Source organism: Microbulbifer sp. ABE4_465 (genome assembly GCF_056160765.1).
This window is the reverse complement of the sequence record NZ_JBSWXV010000008.1, coordinates 1-14,882: the sequence shown is the minus strand read 5'-3', so window position 1 is coordinate 14,882 and position 14,882 is coordinate 1. Positions and strand designations below refer to the sequence as shown.

Sequence of the window (14,882 nt, the reverse complement as noted above, 5' to 3'; positions counted from 1 at the left end):
TGTCGGCTTCCCGGAAAAGGTGGCGAATTATAAACTCGCTATCAGGAATTTGCTTGTGGCACCAAGTTGGTGCCTACTGTGACCTTTCGGCCCCAAAATAGTGCAAATAGAGGTTTGAGAGCACCAATATTGGGACTATCGTGATCCGAGAGGGAGTGCTGGCGCTCAAAAAGCCGTGGGGTTTGGTTGTTTTGCACCCGATTGCTCCCCCGGGTGGCCATTTCTTACGACCCGAATCACTTTGTTACCGGTTTGCCCCAATTTGGCACACTCTTTGCTTTTACTGTTGCCACAAGATAAAGCGAATCGGCGCGAACATAACTTTTCATTCTTGGAGGACTGTAATGTCAAAGACGCTCGACCTGATCAAAGAGAGCGAAGCCAAATGGGTAGACCTGCGCTTCACCGATACCAAAGGTAAGGAACAACACGTTTCCATTCCGTCTAAGGAAGTTGACGGTGAGTTCTTCGAAGAAGGCAAGATGTTCGATGGTTCTTCCATCGCTGGCTGGAAGGGCATCAACGAATCCGACATGATCCTGATGCCGGATGACGAAACTTCGTTCATTGACCCGTTCACCGACGAAGCGACCGTGATCATTCGCTGTAACATCGTTGACCCGATCACCGGTCAGGGCTACGAGCGCGACCCGCGTTCCATCGCACTGCGCGCCGAGGAATACCTGAAGTCCACCGGTCTGGGCGACACCGTGCTGATGGGCCCGGAGCCCGAGTTCTTCGTATTCGACGACATCACCTGGGGTGCCGAAATGGGCGGCGCCTTCTACAAAATCAACTCTGAAGAAGCGGCCTGGTCTTCCGGCGCCTCTTTCGCAGAAGGCAACATGGGTCACCGCCCGGGCGTTAAGGGCGGCTACTTCCCGGTTCCGCCGGTCGACTCCCTGCACGACATCCGTGCCGCCATGTGTTCCGCCATGGAAGCCATGGGCCTGGAGATCGAAGTACACCACCACGAAGTGGGCACCGCTGGCCAGTGTGAAATCGGCGTTGGCGCCAACACCCTGACCAAAAAGGCTGACGAAGTTCAGATCCTGAAGTACGCGGTACACAACGTAGCGCACGCTTACGGCAAAACCGCCACCTTCATGCCCAAGCCGCTGGTAGGTGACAACGGTTCCGGTATGCACGTACACCAGTCCTTCAGCAAGGACGGCGTAAACCAGTTCGCGGGCGACGCCTACGCTGGCCTGTCTGAAACTGCCCTGTTCTACATCGGCGGTATCATCAAGCACGCACGCGCCCTGAACGCGATCTGTAACGCGTCTACCAACTCCTACAAGCGTCTGGTTCCGGGCTTCGAAGCGCCGGTAATCCTGGCCTACTCCGCGCGTAACCGCTCTGCGTCCATCCGTATCCCGTTCGTGCCGAGCCCGAAAGGCAAGCGTATCGAGACCCGCTTCCCGGATCCGACCGCCAACCCGTACCTGGCCTTCGCTGCACTGCTGATGGCTGGCCTCGACGGCGTGAAGAACAAGATCCACCCTGGCGACGCTGCAGACAAAGACCTGTACGACCTGCCGGCGGAAGAGCTGGCCGAGTACCCGACCGTTGCTGCCAGCCTGGATCAGGCCCTGGAAGCACTGGATCAGGACCGCGCCTTCCTGACCGAAGGTGGTGTATTCACTGACGACGCCATCGACGCCTACATCGAACTGAAGAAAGAAGAAGTACAGCGTCTGCAGATGACCACGCACCCGGTTGAGTTCGAGCTTTACTACTCTTGCTAATGTAAGTCCTGCCAATTAGCAGGTATCATCTCTGCGCCCCCGCCGGTTCTTTTGAAGGGCCGATGAGAAGGTGCAAAGATGACGAGAAGCCCATACCGACAGGTGTGGGCTTTTTTTATGCGCCGAACTCGGTGGTATATGGCTGGAGTATTTATGCGGTTATATCGTTCGCGAGTACACTAGCCTTTAGAGAACGGAATGTTGCAAAGAAGATTGCGGGAGCGCCCATGATCAGATCCACCGCGCAGTTGTCCATACTCTGGCTTGCACTACTGGCAATGCCGGGTTTGGCCCAGGAGCACAGTGACGACAAATCCGCCGCCCAGGGGAATTCCTCCGGTAGCGCCGTCTACAAGATTGTCGGCCCCGATGGGCGCGTGACATTCAGCGACAACCCTCCCGCTGGAGAAAAGGCCGAAAAAGTGGAAATCGGCCCTATCAATGTCCAGCCGGCCACCCCCGGGGAGGGTCTCCCCACGCGCAAACTGTCGCCGCGCAGTGAAGCAGAGCGTGAGCGCGCCGAACTGGGGCCGGTGAATTTTGCCATTGTCAGCCCAGCCAACGATGCGACTATTCCCCCGGGGCAGCGCTTTATTGTGCTCGAAGTGGCGCTGAACCCGGTGCCGCGGGACGGATATCAGTTTTTTGCGGTCATTGATGGCCAGCGCTGGTCCGGCAGCTCCTCCGGTACCAGCCTGGATATATCGGCGCTGGAACGCGGCACTCACACCATCCAGGCAGTATTGCTCGGTGCCAGCGGCGAGCCCCTGGCGCAGTCCCAGACCATCCAGGTACACGTTAAGCGCCCCGGCGGTCAGGTGCCGGACTTCCCCGCCGAGCAGGCCCCACAGATGCCGCGCTTGCCGCAGGCCCCCGGAGTGGCGAAGCCAATCAAGCCCCAGCCGCGCTGAGGCAGGCACAATACCTGCCCCTCCGACACAGCCCTCGCCAGCGTCCGCAGCGGGGGCTTCATTCTTTCTCGGTTTGTTCTCGGTTTGCAGTTGCGCCCCGCACTGACTCACTCGCCCGTACCCACGCCCCACAATGTGCTTCGGCGCTGGCCATTTTTTGCTCTGCGCACAATAATGGTGCGATCGATATTGGCTGCAGCCGCCAGTGGCTCGTAAATCTTCATATGGGCCCGATTTTTTGCGCCATTTTGGTTTGCTTCTTGCACTGCCATTAAGCGAACCGGACTTGTGAATTACTTCGGAACCGCGAATGCTCAATGACCGCCAGTTGCGCCTGCTGTTGGACAACCTCACCTCGGCCGTTTTGGTGCTCGATGAAAACCTGTCCCTCTGCTATCTGAACTCCGCCGCGGAAGACCTGGTGGCGGCGTCCAGCGCCCGCGCCTGTGGCCAGCCCCTCGAGGAGGTGGTACGGGAAAACCCCGCGGCCCTGCAGGCGCTGCGCTCGTCACTGGCCAGTGGTGAGAAATACACCGTGCGTCGCGCCCTGTGGTTTTTGCACAACCTGGAAGAGTGCACCGTCGACTACTCGGTAACCCCGCTTACCGAATTGGGGCTGCTGTTGCTGGAAGTACAGTCGATGGACCGCCTGCTGCGCATTGCGCGCGAGGATGCACTGATCTCTGCGCAGGAGACCACCCGCAATCTGGTGCGTGGCATGGCGCACGAAGTCAAAAATCCCCTCGGTGGTATTCGCGGAGCGGCACAGTTACTGCAAAGAGAGCTGAGTGAGCTGGATGATGAAGGGCTTGGGGAGTACACCCAGATCATCATCGAAGAAGCCGATCGGCTGCGTAATCTGGTGGACCGCATGTTGGGGCCAAGGATTCCAGTAAGGCTGGAGCCGGTGAACGTGCACACCATCACCGAGCGCGTCGCGCAATTGGTGGAAGCCGAGTGCAGTGGCGAGCTGATTATCCAGCGGGATTACGATCCCTCGATACCGGATATTCCGGCAGACAGCGAGCAATTGATCCAGGCGGTATTGAATATCGCGCGCAACGCCATGCAAGCCATCGAAGAAAATATTGGCCTGGCGGAGGGCAGTCTGACCATTCGCACGCGGGTGCAGCGCCAGTTCACCATTGGCCGCCGCCACTGCTCGCTGGTGTGCCGAATCGACATCGTCGACAACGGCCCGGGGATTCCGGAAGACATCCGTGAGCGGATTTTTTATCCGATGATTTCCGGACGAGCAGAAGGGTCCGGACTGGGACTTTCTATTTCCCAGCACATCATTAACCAACACCGGGGGCTCATTAAATGTGAGAGCCAGCCGGGACAGACCGAATTCCAGATTTATCTGCCGCTGGCCACGGACTAGCCGCGACGTTTTTACCAGGGCAGGTTGAAGACCGAAAGAACGAGTTGAATTAAAACGCAGGCCGGAAAATTACTATGAACAATCGCGTTTGGATCATTGATGACGACCGCTCCATCCGCTGGGTACTGGAGCGCGCGCTATCCCGCGCCGGGATCGATACCACCTGTTATGAGAACGGCGATCGCGCCCTGGACGATTTCTACAGTGAATCACCGGATGTGGTGATCAGCGATATTCGCATGCCCGGCTCCGATGGCTTTAAGCTACTCCAGCGTTTTCAGGCGGAACGCCCGTCGCTGCCCATCATCATCATGACCGCACACTCGGATCTCGACAGTGCGGTCGCCGCCTACCAGGGTGGTGCCTTTGAATATCTGCCCAAGCCATTCGACGTCGATGAAGCGGTGGCGGTTACCCGCCGAGCTCTGGCGCTGGCCAACGAGCAGCAGCCGGAAGAGCCGGTAGTAATCGAGAACGGCACCGGCAACAAGGAAATCATCGGTGAAGCGCCGGCGATGCAGGAGGTATTCCGGGCGATCGGTCGCCTGTCGCACTCCAATATTACGGTGTTGATTAATGGCGAATCTGGTACCGGTAAAGAACTGGTCGCAGCGGCGCTGCACAACCACAGTCCGCGTAAAAACCAGCCGTTTATTGCCCTGAACATGGCCGCCATTCCCAGGGACCTGATGGAGTCCGAGCTGTTCGGTCACGAAAAAGGCGCGTTCACCGGCGCCAGCGCTCAACGCGCCGGCCGTTTCGAGCAGGCCAACGGCGGTACTCTATTTCTGGATGAAATCGGGGATATGCCCGCGGAGACGCAGACCCGTCTGCTGAGGGTGCTTGCAGACGGGGAGTTTTATCGGGTGGGCGGCCACACCCCGGTTAAAGTCGATGTCCGCATTATTGCCGCTACCCACCAGGACCTGGAGCGCCTGGTAGAAGAACACAAATTCCGCGAAGACCTGTTCCACCGCCTCAACGTCATCCGTATTCACATCCCTCGCCTGGCAGATCGCCGCGAAGACATCCCGCGCCTGGTGCGATTCTTCTTCAACAGCGCCGCCAAAGATCTGGGCGTCGAGCCCAAAATTCTTACCAAAGAAACCGAAGAATATCTGTCTGGTCTGGATTGGCCCGGCAACGTGCGCCAGCTTGAAAACACCTGCCGCTGGATCACCGTCATGGCTTCCGGCCGCGAAGTGCACATCGACGATCTGCCGCCCGAGCTTCACCAGCAGGGCGCCACCAGCGAAGCACCCCAGGACTGGCAGAAAGCCCTGCGATTGTGGGCGGATCAGGCGCTGGCTACCGGTCAGCGGGAGATCCTCAGCGAAGCGGTTCCCGCGTTCGAGCGTGCACTGATCGAAATCGCCCTAAAGCATACCGCCGGTCGCAAGCGCGATGCCGCGGAACTGTTGGGCTGGGGGCGCAATACCCTGACCCGAAAGCTCAAGGAATTGGGTATGAACGGGGCTGACGACTGAGCATTCATAGAAAAATGGTTATAACTGGCGCCACTAGGTGCCCGTTTTGGTTATACTTGGTTCTGATTCCCGGCGACAGCGCCCAGCCAGGGGTGCCGCCAAACCTATCACCGCTGCCACCATTAAGTGTCCAGAACCATGAGTGAACTGCCCAATTGTCCCCAGTGCCAATCCGCGTATACCTATGAAGACCGCGACCTGTTCGTTTGCCCCGAGTGTGGCCACGAATGGAGCGCTGGTGATCCAGTGGAAGAGGAGGGGCTGAATATCAAGGACGCCAACGGCAATCCGCTGGCAGATGGCGACACCATTACCGTGATCAAGGACCTGAAAGTGAAGGGCTCGTCCGCGGTGGTAAAAGTGGGTACCAAAGTAAAAAACATTCGCCTGGTGGAGGGCGATCACGATATCGACTGCAAAATCGATGGTATCGGGCCCATGAAGCTCAAGTCGGAGTTCGTCAAAAAAGCGTGATGCGACCGGGCGCCACCGGCGGCGCCCGCATTCCCTCCATGGTCGGCGATGGCATTCTGGACCAGACTTAGTGAAAGTTCTGGGGTCAGCCGATGTTAGCCGACAACTTCTTCCACGCCATACCTCTGCCAGCGGTTTACTTCTTTACCGTGTTCTGGGTGATCGCTGCCCTATGGCTGGGGCTGGCGCTGGGGCGGCGATATATCCGACGGTTGGGTTCTGATAAAGAGCCTTCCATTGGCAGTGCCGTTACCGCAACACTGGGGCTTCTGGCCTTTCTACTCGCATTTACCTTCAATATGACCGCGGACCGTTACAACAAGCGCAAAGCGTTACTGTTGGATGAGGTCAATGCGATTCACACCGCGTATCTGCACGCCGACTTTCTCAAGCCTCAGGCGGCGCGCGCAACACAGGACTTGCTATTGGAATACGCCACGCTGCGGTACTTCGACCCGAAACGGGAGGGGGTACCGCAGAAGGTGCTGGACAGGAGTGTGGTGATTCACGAGGCGCTGTGGGCGCAGGTGCGGGCGCACGTGGCAGAGGGTTACCAGGGCGCGTATTTGCGGCAGTTTGTAGATCCGGTGACCGATATCATTAATGCGCACAACGCACGCGTGGTTATCGGGATGGAGTATCGGATTCCCGGCCCCATCTGGCTGGCACTCTACTTTCTGACCGGGTTGGCGATGCTGGCGATTGGCTTCCAGTTTGGCGTCAGCCGCAGCGGCTCGGTGCAGCTGGCGGTGACTCTGGGGCTGACCTTCGGCACCGTGATTCTTTTAATTGCCGATCTGGACCGCGCGCTGGAGGGAGTGATCATCGTCGACCAGACTCCCATGGCGGAAATGCGGGATATCCTGCGCGCGTCGGAGGCCCTGCGCTGACTAACCGGTTGGTTTGTCGCTGAGGTTTTGCGGCTCATCCAGTGTCAGTGCAGACTCGTCGTCCGGAGGCAGCAAGGGCTCATCTTCGGCAATAAACTCCCGCATAAAGATTTCCCAGAACGCCATAAACAGCGCGGCCAACAGAGGCCCGATCGCAAAGCCGCTAATGCCAAACATCAACAGGCCGCCAACGGTGGAAAACAGCACAATATAGTCCGGTAACTTGGTGTCGCGGCCTACCAGGATCGGGCGCAAAATGTTGTCTACCAGGCTGATTACCGCGACACCGTAGATCATCAGCACCGTTGCCTTGACGGAATCACCGGTGGCGTAGAGGTACAGCGCGGCGGGGAACCAGATGATTGCGGCACCCACTGCCGGCAGCAGTGACAGCACCGTCATTACCACCCCCCACAGCAGCGGCGCAGGCAGCCCGAGCACCCAGAAAATCAGACCGCCCAGAGTGCCCTGAGTTACCGCCACTACCAGGTTGCCCTTGATGGTGGCGCGGGTCACTTCGGCGAATTTTGCCAGCAGCAGTTTTTCACGTTCGTCACCCAGTGGCAGGGCGCGAATCAGCAGCGCCACCAGTGAGTTGCCGTCGCGGATCAGGAAGAAGGTGAGGTACAGCATCAGGCCGAGGCTGACGAAAAAATTGAGGGTGTTCTGACCCAGCGCAAGCGCGTTTTTGGCGATCAGGCTGCCGGCGGTCATCAGCCCGCCCAGCAGGCGCTCTTTCAATCCATCGAAATCCAGCCCGAAGCGCTCGAGGGCGGCGTTGACACCGGGAAACGCCTGGCGTACCTGTTCTACTTTGGCGCCGAGATTGACTTCACCGGACTGGACCTTCTGATACAGGGCGGCTACTTCACTGATAAACGAACTGGCCACCAGCAGCACCGGAATCACCACCACCACGATGCACAGGATCAGCGTGGTCAAAGCGGTGAGGTTGGGCCACTTGGGAAAGCGGTTCAGCAGATAGCGGTACAGCGGATGAAAAATCAGCGCGACCGCACAGGCCCAGAAGATGGCGGTAAAAAATGGCTTGAGCAGAAAGGCAAAGGCCACGGTGACCATCGCCAGGGTAAATATGAACGAGCGTCTTTCCAGTCTTTCCTGCACCTGGGAGTCCCTGCTTTCTTGTTATCAAAAGAATCTAGGCGCAATGAAAACAGATAGACTGGCGCTTTGCCAGCGGTTACCAGCGTCGATAGCCGCAGGTATCCACATGGAAGCGGATGCCGCTGTAGATACCCAACCCCATGTTCCACTTGCGGCCGTACTTTTTGTGAATACGGCGCAATTTGGGTAGCAGCTGTTTACGGGTGTATTCGTCCTCCGGGATCATGTCGAGTCCACAGAAGTGCATATGTTTACTGGTGCGCGCGCCGCCTGCCTTGGCGTTGTAACCGGCGGTGCGCCAGCCGGACAGCACGATAACCGGGCCAATGGCCGGAATGATGTATTCCTTTAAGACCTTGAGGGTATCCACCATGGTCTCCCAGGTGTCCTCCGGAGGAATGGCAAAGGGGGGCTCGTCGATCTCTTGCCAGTCGGTGCCCTGGCGCATCAGTTCAAACGGCGGCACCACTTCATTTACGTGGTTGATTTCCAGAAAGCGTTCGAGCTTTTCAAACTTCGCGCGGTTGTCCCCCTCGTCGAGAAATTTCTCAAACGCCAGCGGAGTTGCTGCGGTATACCCTTTGATGCGGTAGATCAGCGGGACGTCCGGGTCGACGGGTTCCGGCTCGATATGGGCGACCGGAGAGACGATGCGCTCGGCCAGCTGCTTTACCTTTTCAACCGTGAGCACTACCAGCACCAGTGAAGCAGCGAGAACCAGTGCGACAATCCATATGACCCGCCGTCGCTCGATATGGATGTCAATAAATTCGTGGTCTTCACTTTCTTTGATATCCATAGAATCGACTTACTACTAAACAGACAAAGGTATTAAATAATCACCAGCGGCGGAAACCGCAGGTGTCCACGTGAAATCGCACACCACTGTATATCCCGAGGCCCATATGGCTTTTGGGTCCGAGACGAGCGTGCAGGCTGCGCAGCTCCTCAATCAATTCCTTGCGGCTGATATTTGATTGCGGCACCAGGTCCACCCCGCAAAATGTCTTGTGCTTACTTTTCTTGGAGCCACCCGCCTTGCGGTTGTATTCATCGCTGCGAAAGGCGGAGACAATGTCCACCGGACCGATGGCGGGCACCAGTTCGTCGCGGATCAGCTTCAGGGTGGCGACCATATTCGGCCAGTATTCCTCGGGTGGAATAGCGAAGGGAGGCTCGTTGATATCCAGCCAATCAGAACCCTGGCGCAACAGGTTTTCGGGCTCTGTGGCGTCGGCGACGCCCGCCTGTTTGAGGAAGCGTGCCAGCTTCCCGAATTCACGCCGGTTGCGCCCCTGGCGCAGAAACTGATTGAGAGTAGCGTGGGTGGCGACCCGATAGCCCTTGAGTTCGTAGTAGGGCTTTTCTGCGGCCTTGTACTGCAGATACAACCACAGCGCCACTAGCAGCACCAGCAGCAAGCCGACAACCCCCGCCACTACCCACCAGTTGGTTTGCTGGTCCGGTGGCAGATGATCGTACTGACGTTTTGCCTTGGAAAATGGATTGCCCGATGGCATGTGCGCTAGCCGCTCGCCCGTAAAAACTGATCCTTTATTGACTATAGCCGTCTCTACTCAGGCTGCTGGTATCGGTATGTCAGGCACAAAAAAAGGCGATCCGAAGATCGCCTTTTACTGGGGGGCGGTCGCGACACCGCCGTGGATCAAACACTCTGGCCGGCAGTTATGCCTTGGGGCCGGCGCCTTTGATGCTGTCGCTTACCGCGAACTTCTCGATGTTCTCGGCAAACAGGCCGGCCAGTTTTTTGGCGGCCGCGTCGTAGGCATCCTGATCCGCCCAGGCGTTGCGCGGATTCAGGTAGGACTTATCCACACCCGGTACTTCGGTGGGGATTTCCAGGTTCATGGTGTCCAGCTTCTCGGTCTGGGCGCCTTCTAACGCGCCGCTCTGGATCGCCGCAACCACCGCGCGGGTAACCGGGATCGGGAAGCGCTTGCCCTGATGTTGAGAAGAGCCGCCAGAGCCGCCAGTCCAGCCGGTATTGACCAGGTACACCTTGGAGCCGAAGTCCTCGATGCGCTTCATCAGCAGGTCCGCGTATTCGCGCGGTGCACGCGGCATAAACGGTGCGCCGAAGCAAGTGGAGAAGGTCGGGTGGATGCCCGCTTCCGCGCCCAGCTCGGTGGAGCCCACGCGGGCGGTGTAGCCGGACAGGAAATGGTAAGCGGCCGCTTCCTTGGACAGGACGGAAACCGGTGGCAGAACGCCGGTGACATCGCAGGTCAGGAAGATCACATTTTTCGGCTCGCCAGCGCGGTTTTCCAGCTGGCGCATTTCCACGTGCTCCAGCGGGTAGGAGCAGCGGCCATTCTCGGTGAGGCTGGTGTCATCGTAGTCCGGTACGCCGGCGTCATCGGTTACCACGTTTTCCACGATGGCACCGAAGCGGATGGCATCCCAGATCACCGGTTCGTTCTTCTGGCTCAGATTGATGGTCTTGGCGTAGCAGCCGCCTTCCATATTGAACACGCCGCCCTTGGCCCAGCCGTGCTCGTCATCGCCGATCAGATAGCGATCCGGGTCCGCAGACAGGGTGGTCTTGCCGGTGCCAGACAGGCCGAAGAACAGGCACACATCGCCCTCTTTGCCCACGTTGGCCGCGCAGTGCATCGGCATCACGTCTTTTTCCGGCAACAGGAAGTTCTGCACAGAGAACATGGCCTTCTTCATCTCACCGGCGTAGCGCATGCCCGCCAGCAGCACCTTGCGCTGGGCAAAGTTGATGATCACGCAGCCCTCGGAGTTGGTGCCGTCGCGGGACGGGTCACACTCGAAGTTGGCCGCGTGCAGGATGCGCCACTCTTCCTTGCCCTTGGGGTTGTACTTTTCTGCGCGGATAAACATGTTGCGACCGAACAGGTTATGCCAGGCGGTCTGGGTAGTGACTTTCACGGGGATATAGTGGTCTTCATCCTGGCCCACGTGCAGTTGCTGCTCGAAGCGGTCGTGGCTGGCCACGAAATCTTCAACGCGGCTCCACAGAGCGTCGAATTTTTCCGCGGGGAAAGGACGGTTTACGTTGCCCCATTCGATGCTGTCGGCGGTGGACGGTTCTTCCACCACGAAACGGTCCGCAGGAGAACGACCGGTGCGCGCGCCGGTTACCGCCAGAAGTGCACCGGTGTGAGTGAGGTGACCTTCACCGCGCTGCAGCGCCTGTTCGACCAGTTGTGCCGCGGAAAGGTTGGAGAACGCCTGCACCGACTCGTTTTGCTGTGCCATTCGCTTATTACCCATGAAAGTTGTATCACTGAAATAAATAGTAGGGGGTGCCGCCCGGAGTTGCTAAACAGATGCGAGATGGAACCGCGATAAAACTGGCGCCCCAGGCTGCTGGCGCGCGCATTATTACAAACTTCAAATCCCGATCACAGGAATGTGTGTATAAAGTTTGAGCAAAAATGGGGTTATATGGGAATTTTTTCGCGGAAATTTATTCAAAATTATGATGTAGTTTTTTTACTTCATAATTTTGGGGAATATTGGGTGTTCTGTAGTTTTTACTACAGTCGGATTATCCGAGACGGTTGCCGTTTGGCTGGACCGGCGGGCACAAAAAACGCGCCGTTTGGCGCGTTTTAGATTCAGTGCAGAGTATGTGGCGGGGCGTTAAACAGCTCTTCGACCTTGTCGCGATCGAAGCGGTAGGTCTGATTGCAGAACTGGCAGTCCGCGGTAATCTCGCCGCCCTGCTCTTCCAGCAACTGGTAGACATCCTCCGGTCCCATCGCAATAAGCGCCCGCGCACTGCGCTCCGCAGAGCAGCTGCACTTGAAGCGGATATTCGCCGTGCCCAGGCTCGCCGGCTCCATCTGGTGGAACAGGCGGAACAGCAGCTCGTCATGGGGCAGGTTGTGCAGCTCCTCGGCGGTGACCGTCGAAGCCAGCTGCACCCCGGTCTCCCAGGCATCTTCATTCTCCACGGCAGTCGCCGCGTTGTTTCCCGGCAGTACCTGCAGCATGATCCCGCCCACCGTATCGGCACTGGACTCGATCCAGAAGCGGGTTTGCAGTTGTTCGGACTGGGTAAAGTAGTCCTCCAGGCACTCTGCGAGGGTATCCTTCTCCAGCGGCACAATGCCCTGGTAGCGCTCGCCGTCCTGCGGATCCACGGTAATCACCAGCGCACCGCGGTTGCCCACCAGCTCGCGCAGGGTGGCGCCTTCCTTGATCTCGGCACCGTCGGCCACACGCGCCAGGCCGCGCACGTCACTTTGATGGGTACACTCGGCCACCAGTAGGGGCACATCGCCCTCGCCGCGGGCCTGCAGCATCAGCATGCCTTCGAACTTGAGCGTGGTGGCGAGCAGGCAGGAAGCGGCGAGGAATTCGCCCAATAGTTTCTGTACCGGCAGCGGCAGCTGGTTTTGCGTCAGTACTTCCCGGTAGGCATCGGTAAGCGTGACCAGCTGACCACGGATATCGTGCTTGGAGAAGATAAAGCGTTCCAACTGATCCGACATGATGTGTGCCTCGCTGACTATCGGTGGAGTATGGGGTGGGGTACGGGGGGAGGCGATTTTAGGGGCTGCCCAGCGGAAATGCGATAGCCTTCCATGGTAGTGCGCGATCTGGACAACCGCACAGGCGGTGCCTAGCCACACAGTTGACGGATCTGCGCCTCCAGCTTGCGCGCCTCCGCCACTCGCTGGCGCTCGCTGATGGTGGATTCCTTGCCCTCCGCATCTACGAAGTACACCGGCCCCTGCAGTATGGAAAGCTGCTTGCGAGCGCGCTGGCAGGCGAGCTGCTGCTGCCGCAACAGTTGGGCCTGCTCGGATTGCTTGCGCGCGGCGTATTCCTGATCGATCTGGTTGCTGCGGCGGGTTTCGGGGAAGTCCTGACGCCTTGTAGGGTCGGCGCCGTTGACCGGCTTTAACTGGCTGTCCAGAGATTCTGCCTCGGCCGCGGCTGGCGGGCGGTCGCCAAAGTGCACCTTGCCGTCCTTGTCGACCCAGCGGTATAGCTCGCCGGCCAATACCTGCTGACCTGCCAGCATGGCCAGCAGGATGACGCCCCGTGTCAGCCGGATTAATCCAGTGCCTCGCCAGTTCATCGCGTCCCCGTCCCCAGTTGCTATCTGATCTGTCGGTACTTGTGGTTATTGAACCTGGCCCAGCTCCGCTTCATCGGAAGCGACTTCGCCATTGTCATTGGCATCCGCCAGGGTGCCAAACAGCCCGAGAGAGTGGCGCTCGGGAATCTGGTAAGTCTGCAGGATCAGCGGTTGCTGCTCCCGCGCTGCCGCGCCGTCGAGCACCATGCGGTAGCCGGCGCCGTCCTTCAGTTCGATATATTCACGCTCGCTGCTTTCCATCAACTGCGCAAACTGCTGGAAGTCGCGGATTTTCTCACCATTCACGGTTTCGATGATCCAGTTTTTCCAGTCGTGGTAGCCGAGGTTGACCGGTGCCGGCAACACTTTCAGCGCGACTACCAGCTCCCGTTGCTCCGGGCTCGACCACTGATTGCGCGAGTAGAGGTACTCGATCGGTGCCTTGGAGTGCCAGTTGCCCCCCCAGCGCTTGATCAGGTTCATATTCAGCGGCACAAACACCACGCCGCCATAGATGTAGTAGCGCGGGCGCTGATCGAACTTTTCGCCCTGTACCAGTGAGCGCGAGGGCGGTGTGGCGGCGATGGTGATTTCTTCGTTGTAGATCTTGCCGTCGCGGGCAAAGCGCACCGGCAGCTGGTCGCCTACATGGTACTTGTCCACCGCGTAGTGGTAGTTGGTGCGCTGGTGCTCGCGCCACTCGATGGTGCGGTCGGCGGCGATATCGAAACCGTCTACCTGCAGCAGTACATCCCCGGGCTTCAAGACCTGCGCTGCCGGGGCATCTTCAAAAACCCGCACCACCAGTGCACCTTCCTGATCCGGCGCCAGACCCGCGGCGGCCTTCATGGAGGGGCTCTCCAGGCTCTGGGTTACCGCGCCGAGTTCCGGGAAGCCCTGGTGTACACCGTCTTTGGCGTCTTCCAGAACATGGTCAATGACACTCGGCGGAACAAAGTAACCGAGGTTTTCCGCGCCGTTGCTGTTGTTGGTCTGCATGGCGACACCGACGATTTTGCCGTTGGAGATCACCGGGCCACCGCTGTTGCCGGGGTTGATGGCGGCGTCGATCTGGCCGGCCATCAGGTAGCTTTCGGCGTGGGCGTAATACTGGTGTTCCACCCGGGATAGCACGCCGCGAGTGATGGACAGGGATTTGCCGCCGATGGGGTAGCCGTAGACGGTGACTTCTTCCTGCAGCTCGGGAAGGCTGCCAAAGGTGAGTGCGCGGGTGTCGTCGAAGAAGGCTTCGTCGTCGACGGTGAGTAGTGCGAGGTCGGCGTCGTGGGAGACGAATTTGACCCGCGCGCGAAATTTCTGCGCGTCGCCGTGGCGCTGTACCTGGATAAAGCTGCCGTTGGCGATGACGTGGGCGTTGGTAAGGATTTGCTTACCTTTGATCACGGCGCCGGAGCCGGACAGTTGCTGGGCGTTGAGCAGGGCCCAGGGGTTGAAGTAGTCGGGGGCGGCGGCGGTGGTGTAGATCTTGATGATCGAGCGCTTGAGCTGCTCCCGCTCGCGGCTGTCGGCATGGGCGAGTTGGGAGAAGCAGAGAATCAGCAGGCCCAGTTTGAACAGGCAGGGTTTCAGCAGGTGTTTCATTACGGCGTCGGGTCTTTGATTATTTGTTGGTCTGGGGCAGTTTAGCACTTTGGCGGGTTTGTGCTCTGTTGTGGTGGTATTGGGTTGTGGGGTTCGTTCTTTTGGAGTTGGGTGGCGGCCAGGCGCCGGGTGACCCTTTTCAGGACCGCTGTGAATACATCCCTGTACGCTGCGTCGGCGG

Annotated in this window: 13 protein-coding genes; 6 read left to right on the top strand and 7 right to left on the bottom strand. The window is 58.7% G+C overall.

All coding sequences use genetic code 11. From position 1 onward, the window contains the following. Nucleotides 1-344 precede the first annotated feature (344 nt). The 6 genes from glnA to ACXAG1_RS12950 all read left to right on the top strand — a co-directional run bounded on the left by glnA (nt 345) and on the right by ACXAG1_RS12950 (nt 6,894). Nucleotides 345-1,748, top strand: coding sequence for a glutamate--ammonia ligase (glnA, locus tag ACXAG1_RS12975; protein WP_475119913.1), 1,404 nt, complete (start codon nt 345-347; stop codon nt 1,746-1,748). 227 nt (nt 1,749-1,975) lie between these two features. Continuing rightward, a complete protein-coding gene (locus ACXAG1_RS12970) occupies nt 1,976-2,659 on the top strand; it encodes a DUF4124 domain-containing protein (protein ID WP_475091154.1) in 684 nt (227 codons plus the stop codon). 310 nt (nt 2,660-2,969) lie between these two features. Beyond that, nucleotides 2,970-4,043, top strand: a complete 1,074-nt coding sequence (glnL, locus tag ACXAG1_RS12965) for a nitrogen regulation protein NR(II) (RefSeq protein ID WP_475091153.1) — start codon at nt 2,970-2,972, stop codon at nt 4,041-4,043. A 68-nt stretch (nt 4,044-4,111) separates the two neighbouring features. Next, nucleotides 4,112-5,530 carry a nitrogen regulation protein NR(I) gene (glnG, locus tag ACXAG1_RS12960; RefSeq protein WP_475093902.1) on the top strand — a complete coding sequence of 473 codons (1,419 nt, stop codon included), beginning with the start codon at nt 4,112-4,114 and terminating at the stop codon, nt 5,528-5,530. Between the two features lie 138 nt (nt 5,531-5,668). Then, nucleotides 5,669-6,004 carry a zinc ribbon domain-containing protein YjdM gene (locus ACXAG1_RS12955; RefSeq protein ID WP_475091152.1) on the top strand — a complete coding sequence of 112 codons (336 nt, stop codon included), beginning with the start codon at nt 5,669-5,671 and terminating at the stop codon, nt 6,002-6,004. A gap of 92 nt (nt 6,005-6,096) precedes the next feature. Next, nucleotides 6,097-6,894, top strand: a complete 798-nt coding sequence (locus ACXAG1_RS12950) for a bestrophin-like domain (protein ID WP_475091151.1) — start codon at nt 6,097-6,099, stop codon at nt 6,892-6,894. On the opposite strand, the gene ACXAG1_RS12945 is transcribed toward ACXAG1_RS12950, so the two are convergent. From ACXAG1_RS12945 to ACXAG1_RS12915, 7 genes are all read right to left on the bottom strand, one after another. Further along, entirely contained in the window at nt 6,895-8,019 is a 1,125-nt protein-coding gene (locus ACXAG1_RS12945) for an AI-2E family transporter (RefSeq protein WP_475091150.1), read from the bottom strand. 76 nt (nt 8,020-8,095) lie between these two features. Beyond that, complete coding sequence (locus ACXAG1_RS12940; RefSeq protein WP_475091149.1) at nt 8,096-8,818, bottom strand: D-Ala-D-Ala carboxypeptidase family metallohydrolase; 723 nt, start codon at nt 8,816-8,818, stop codon at nt 8,096-8,098. Between the two features lie 40 nt (nt 8,819-8,858). Next, on the bottom strand, nt 8,859-9,539 hold the full coding sequence (locus ACXAG1_RS12935) for a D-Ala-D-Ala carboxypeptidase family metallohydrolase (protein WP_475091148.1): 681 nt from the start codon (nt 9,537-9,539) through the stop codon (nt 8,859-8,861). Nucleotides 9,540-9,705: 166 nt separating this feature from the next. After that, entirely contained in the window at nt 9,706-11,265 is a 1,560-nt protein-coding gene (locus ACXAG1_RS12930; RefSeq protein ID WP_475119912.1) for a phosphoenolpyruvate carboxykinase, read from the bottom strand. A gap of 362 nt (nt 11,266-11,627) precedes the next feature. Then, on the bottom strand, nt 11,628-12,506 hold the full coding sequence (gene hslO, locus ACXAG1_RS12925; protein ID WP_475091146.1) for an Hsp33 family molecular chaperone HslO: 879 nt from the start codon (nt 12,504-12,506) through the stop codon (nt 11,628-11,630). A 131-nt stretch (nt 12,507-12,637) separates the two neighbouring features. Next, on the bottom strand, nt 12,638-13,099 hold the full coding sequence (locus ACXAG1_RS12920; RefSeq protein ID WP_475119911.1) for a DUF4124 domain-containing protein: 462 nt from the start codon (nt 13,097-13,099) through the stop codon (nt 12,638-12,640). Nucleotides 13,100-13,144: 45 nt separating this feature from the next. After that, nucleotides 13,145-14,701 carry a S1C family serine protease gene (locus ACXAG1_RS12915; RefSeq protein WP_475119910.1) on the bottom strand — a complete coding sequence of 519 codons (1,557 nt, stop codon included), beginning with the start codon at nt 14,699-14,701 and terminating at the stop codon, nt 13,145-13,147. Between the last annotated feature and the right edge of the window lie 181 nt (nt 14,702-14,882).

Coding starts and splice junctions, on each gene's coding strand:
- glnA (WP_475119913.1), top strand. CDS start 345: ATGTCAAAGACGCTCGACCTGATCAAAGAGAGCGAAGCCAAATGGGTA.
- ACXAG1_RS12970 (WP_475091154.1), top strand. CDS start 1,976: ATGATCAGATCCACCGCGCAGTTGTCCATACTCTGGCTTGCACTACTG.
- glnL (WP_475091153.1), top strand. CDS start 2,970: ATGCTCAATGACCGCCAGTTGCGCCTGCTGTTGGACAACCTCACCTCG.
- ACXAG1_RS12955 (WP_475091152.1), top strand. CDS start 5,669: ATGAGTGAACTGCCCAATTGTCCCCAGTGCCAATCCGCGTATACCTAT.
- ACXAG1_RS12950 (WP_475091151.1), top strand. CDS start 6,097: ATGTTAGCCGACAACTTCTTCCACGCCATACCTCTGCCAGCGGTTTAC.
- ACXAG1_RS12940 (WP_475091149.1), bottom strand. CDS start 8,818: ATGGATATCAAAGAAAGTGAAGACCACGAATTTATTGACATCCATATC.
- ACXAG1_RS12935 (WP_475091148.1), bottom strand. CDS start 9,539: ATGCCATCGGGCAATCCATTTTCCAAGGCAAAACGTCAGTACGATCAT.
- ACXAG1_RS12930 (WP_475119912.1), bottom strand. CDS start 11,265: ATGGCACAGCAAAACGAGTCGGTGCAGGCGTTCTCCAACCTTTCCGCG.
- hslO (WP_475091146.1), bottom strand. CDS start 12,506: ATGTCGGATCAGTTGGAACGCTTTATCTTCTCCAAGCACGATATCCGT.
- ACXAG1_RS12920 (WP_475119911.1), bottom strand. CDS start 13,099: ATGAACTGGCGAGGCACTGGATTAATCCGGCTGACACGGGGCGTCATC.
- ACXAG1_RS12915 (WP_475119910.1), bottom strand. CDS start 14,701: ATGAAACACCTGCTGAAACCCTGCCTGTTCAAACTGGGCCTGCTGATT.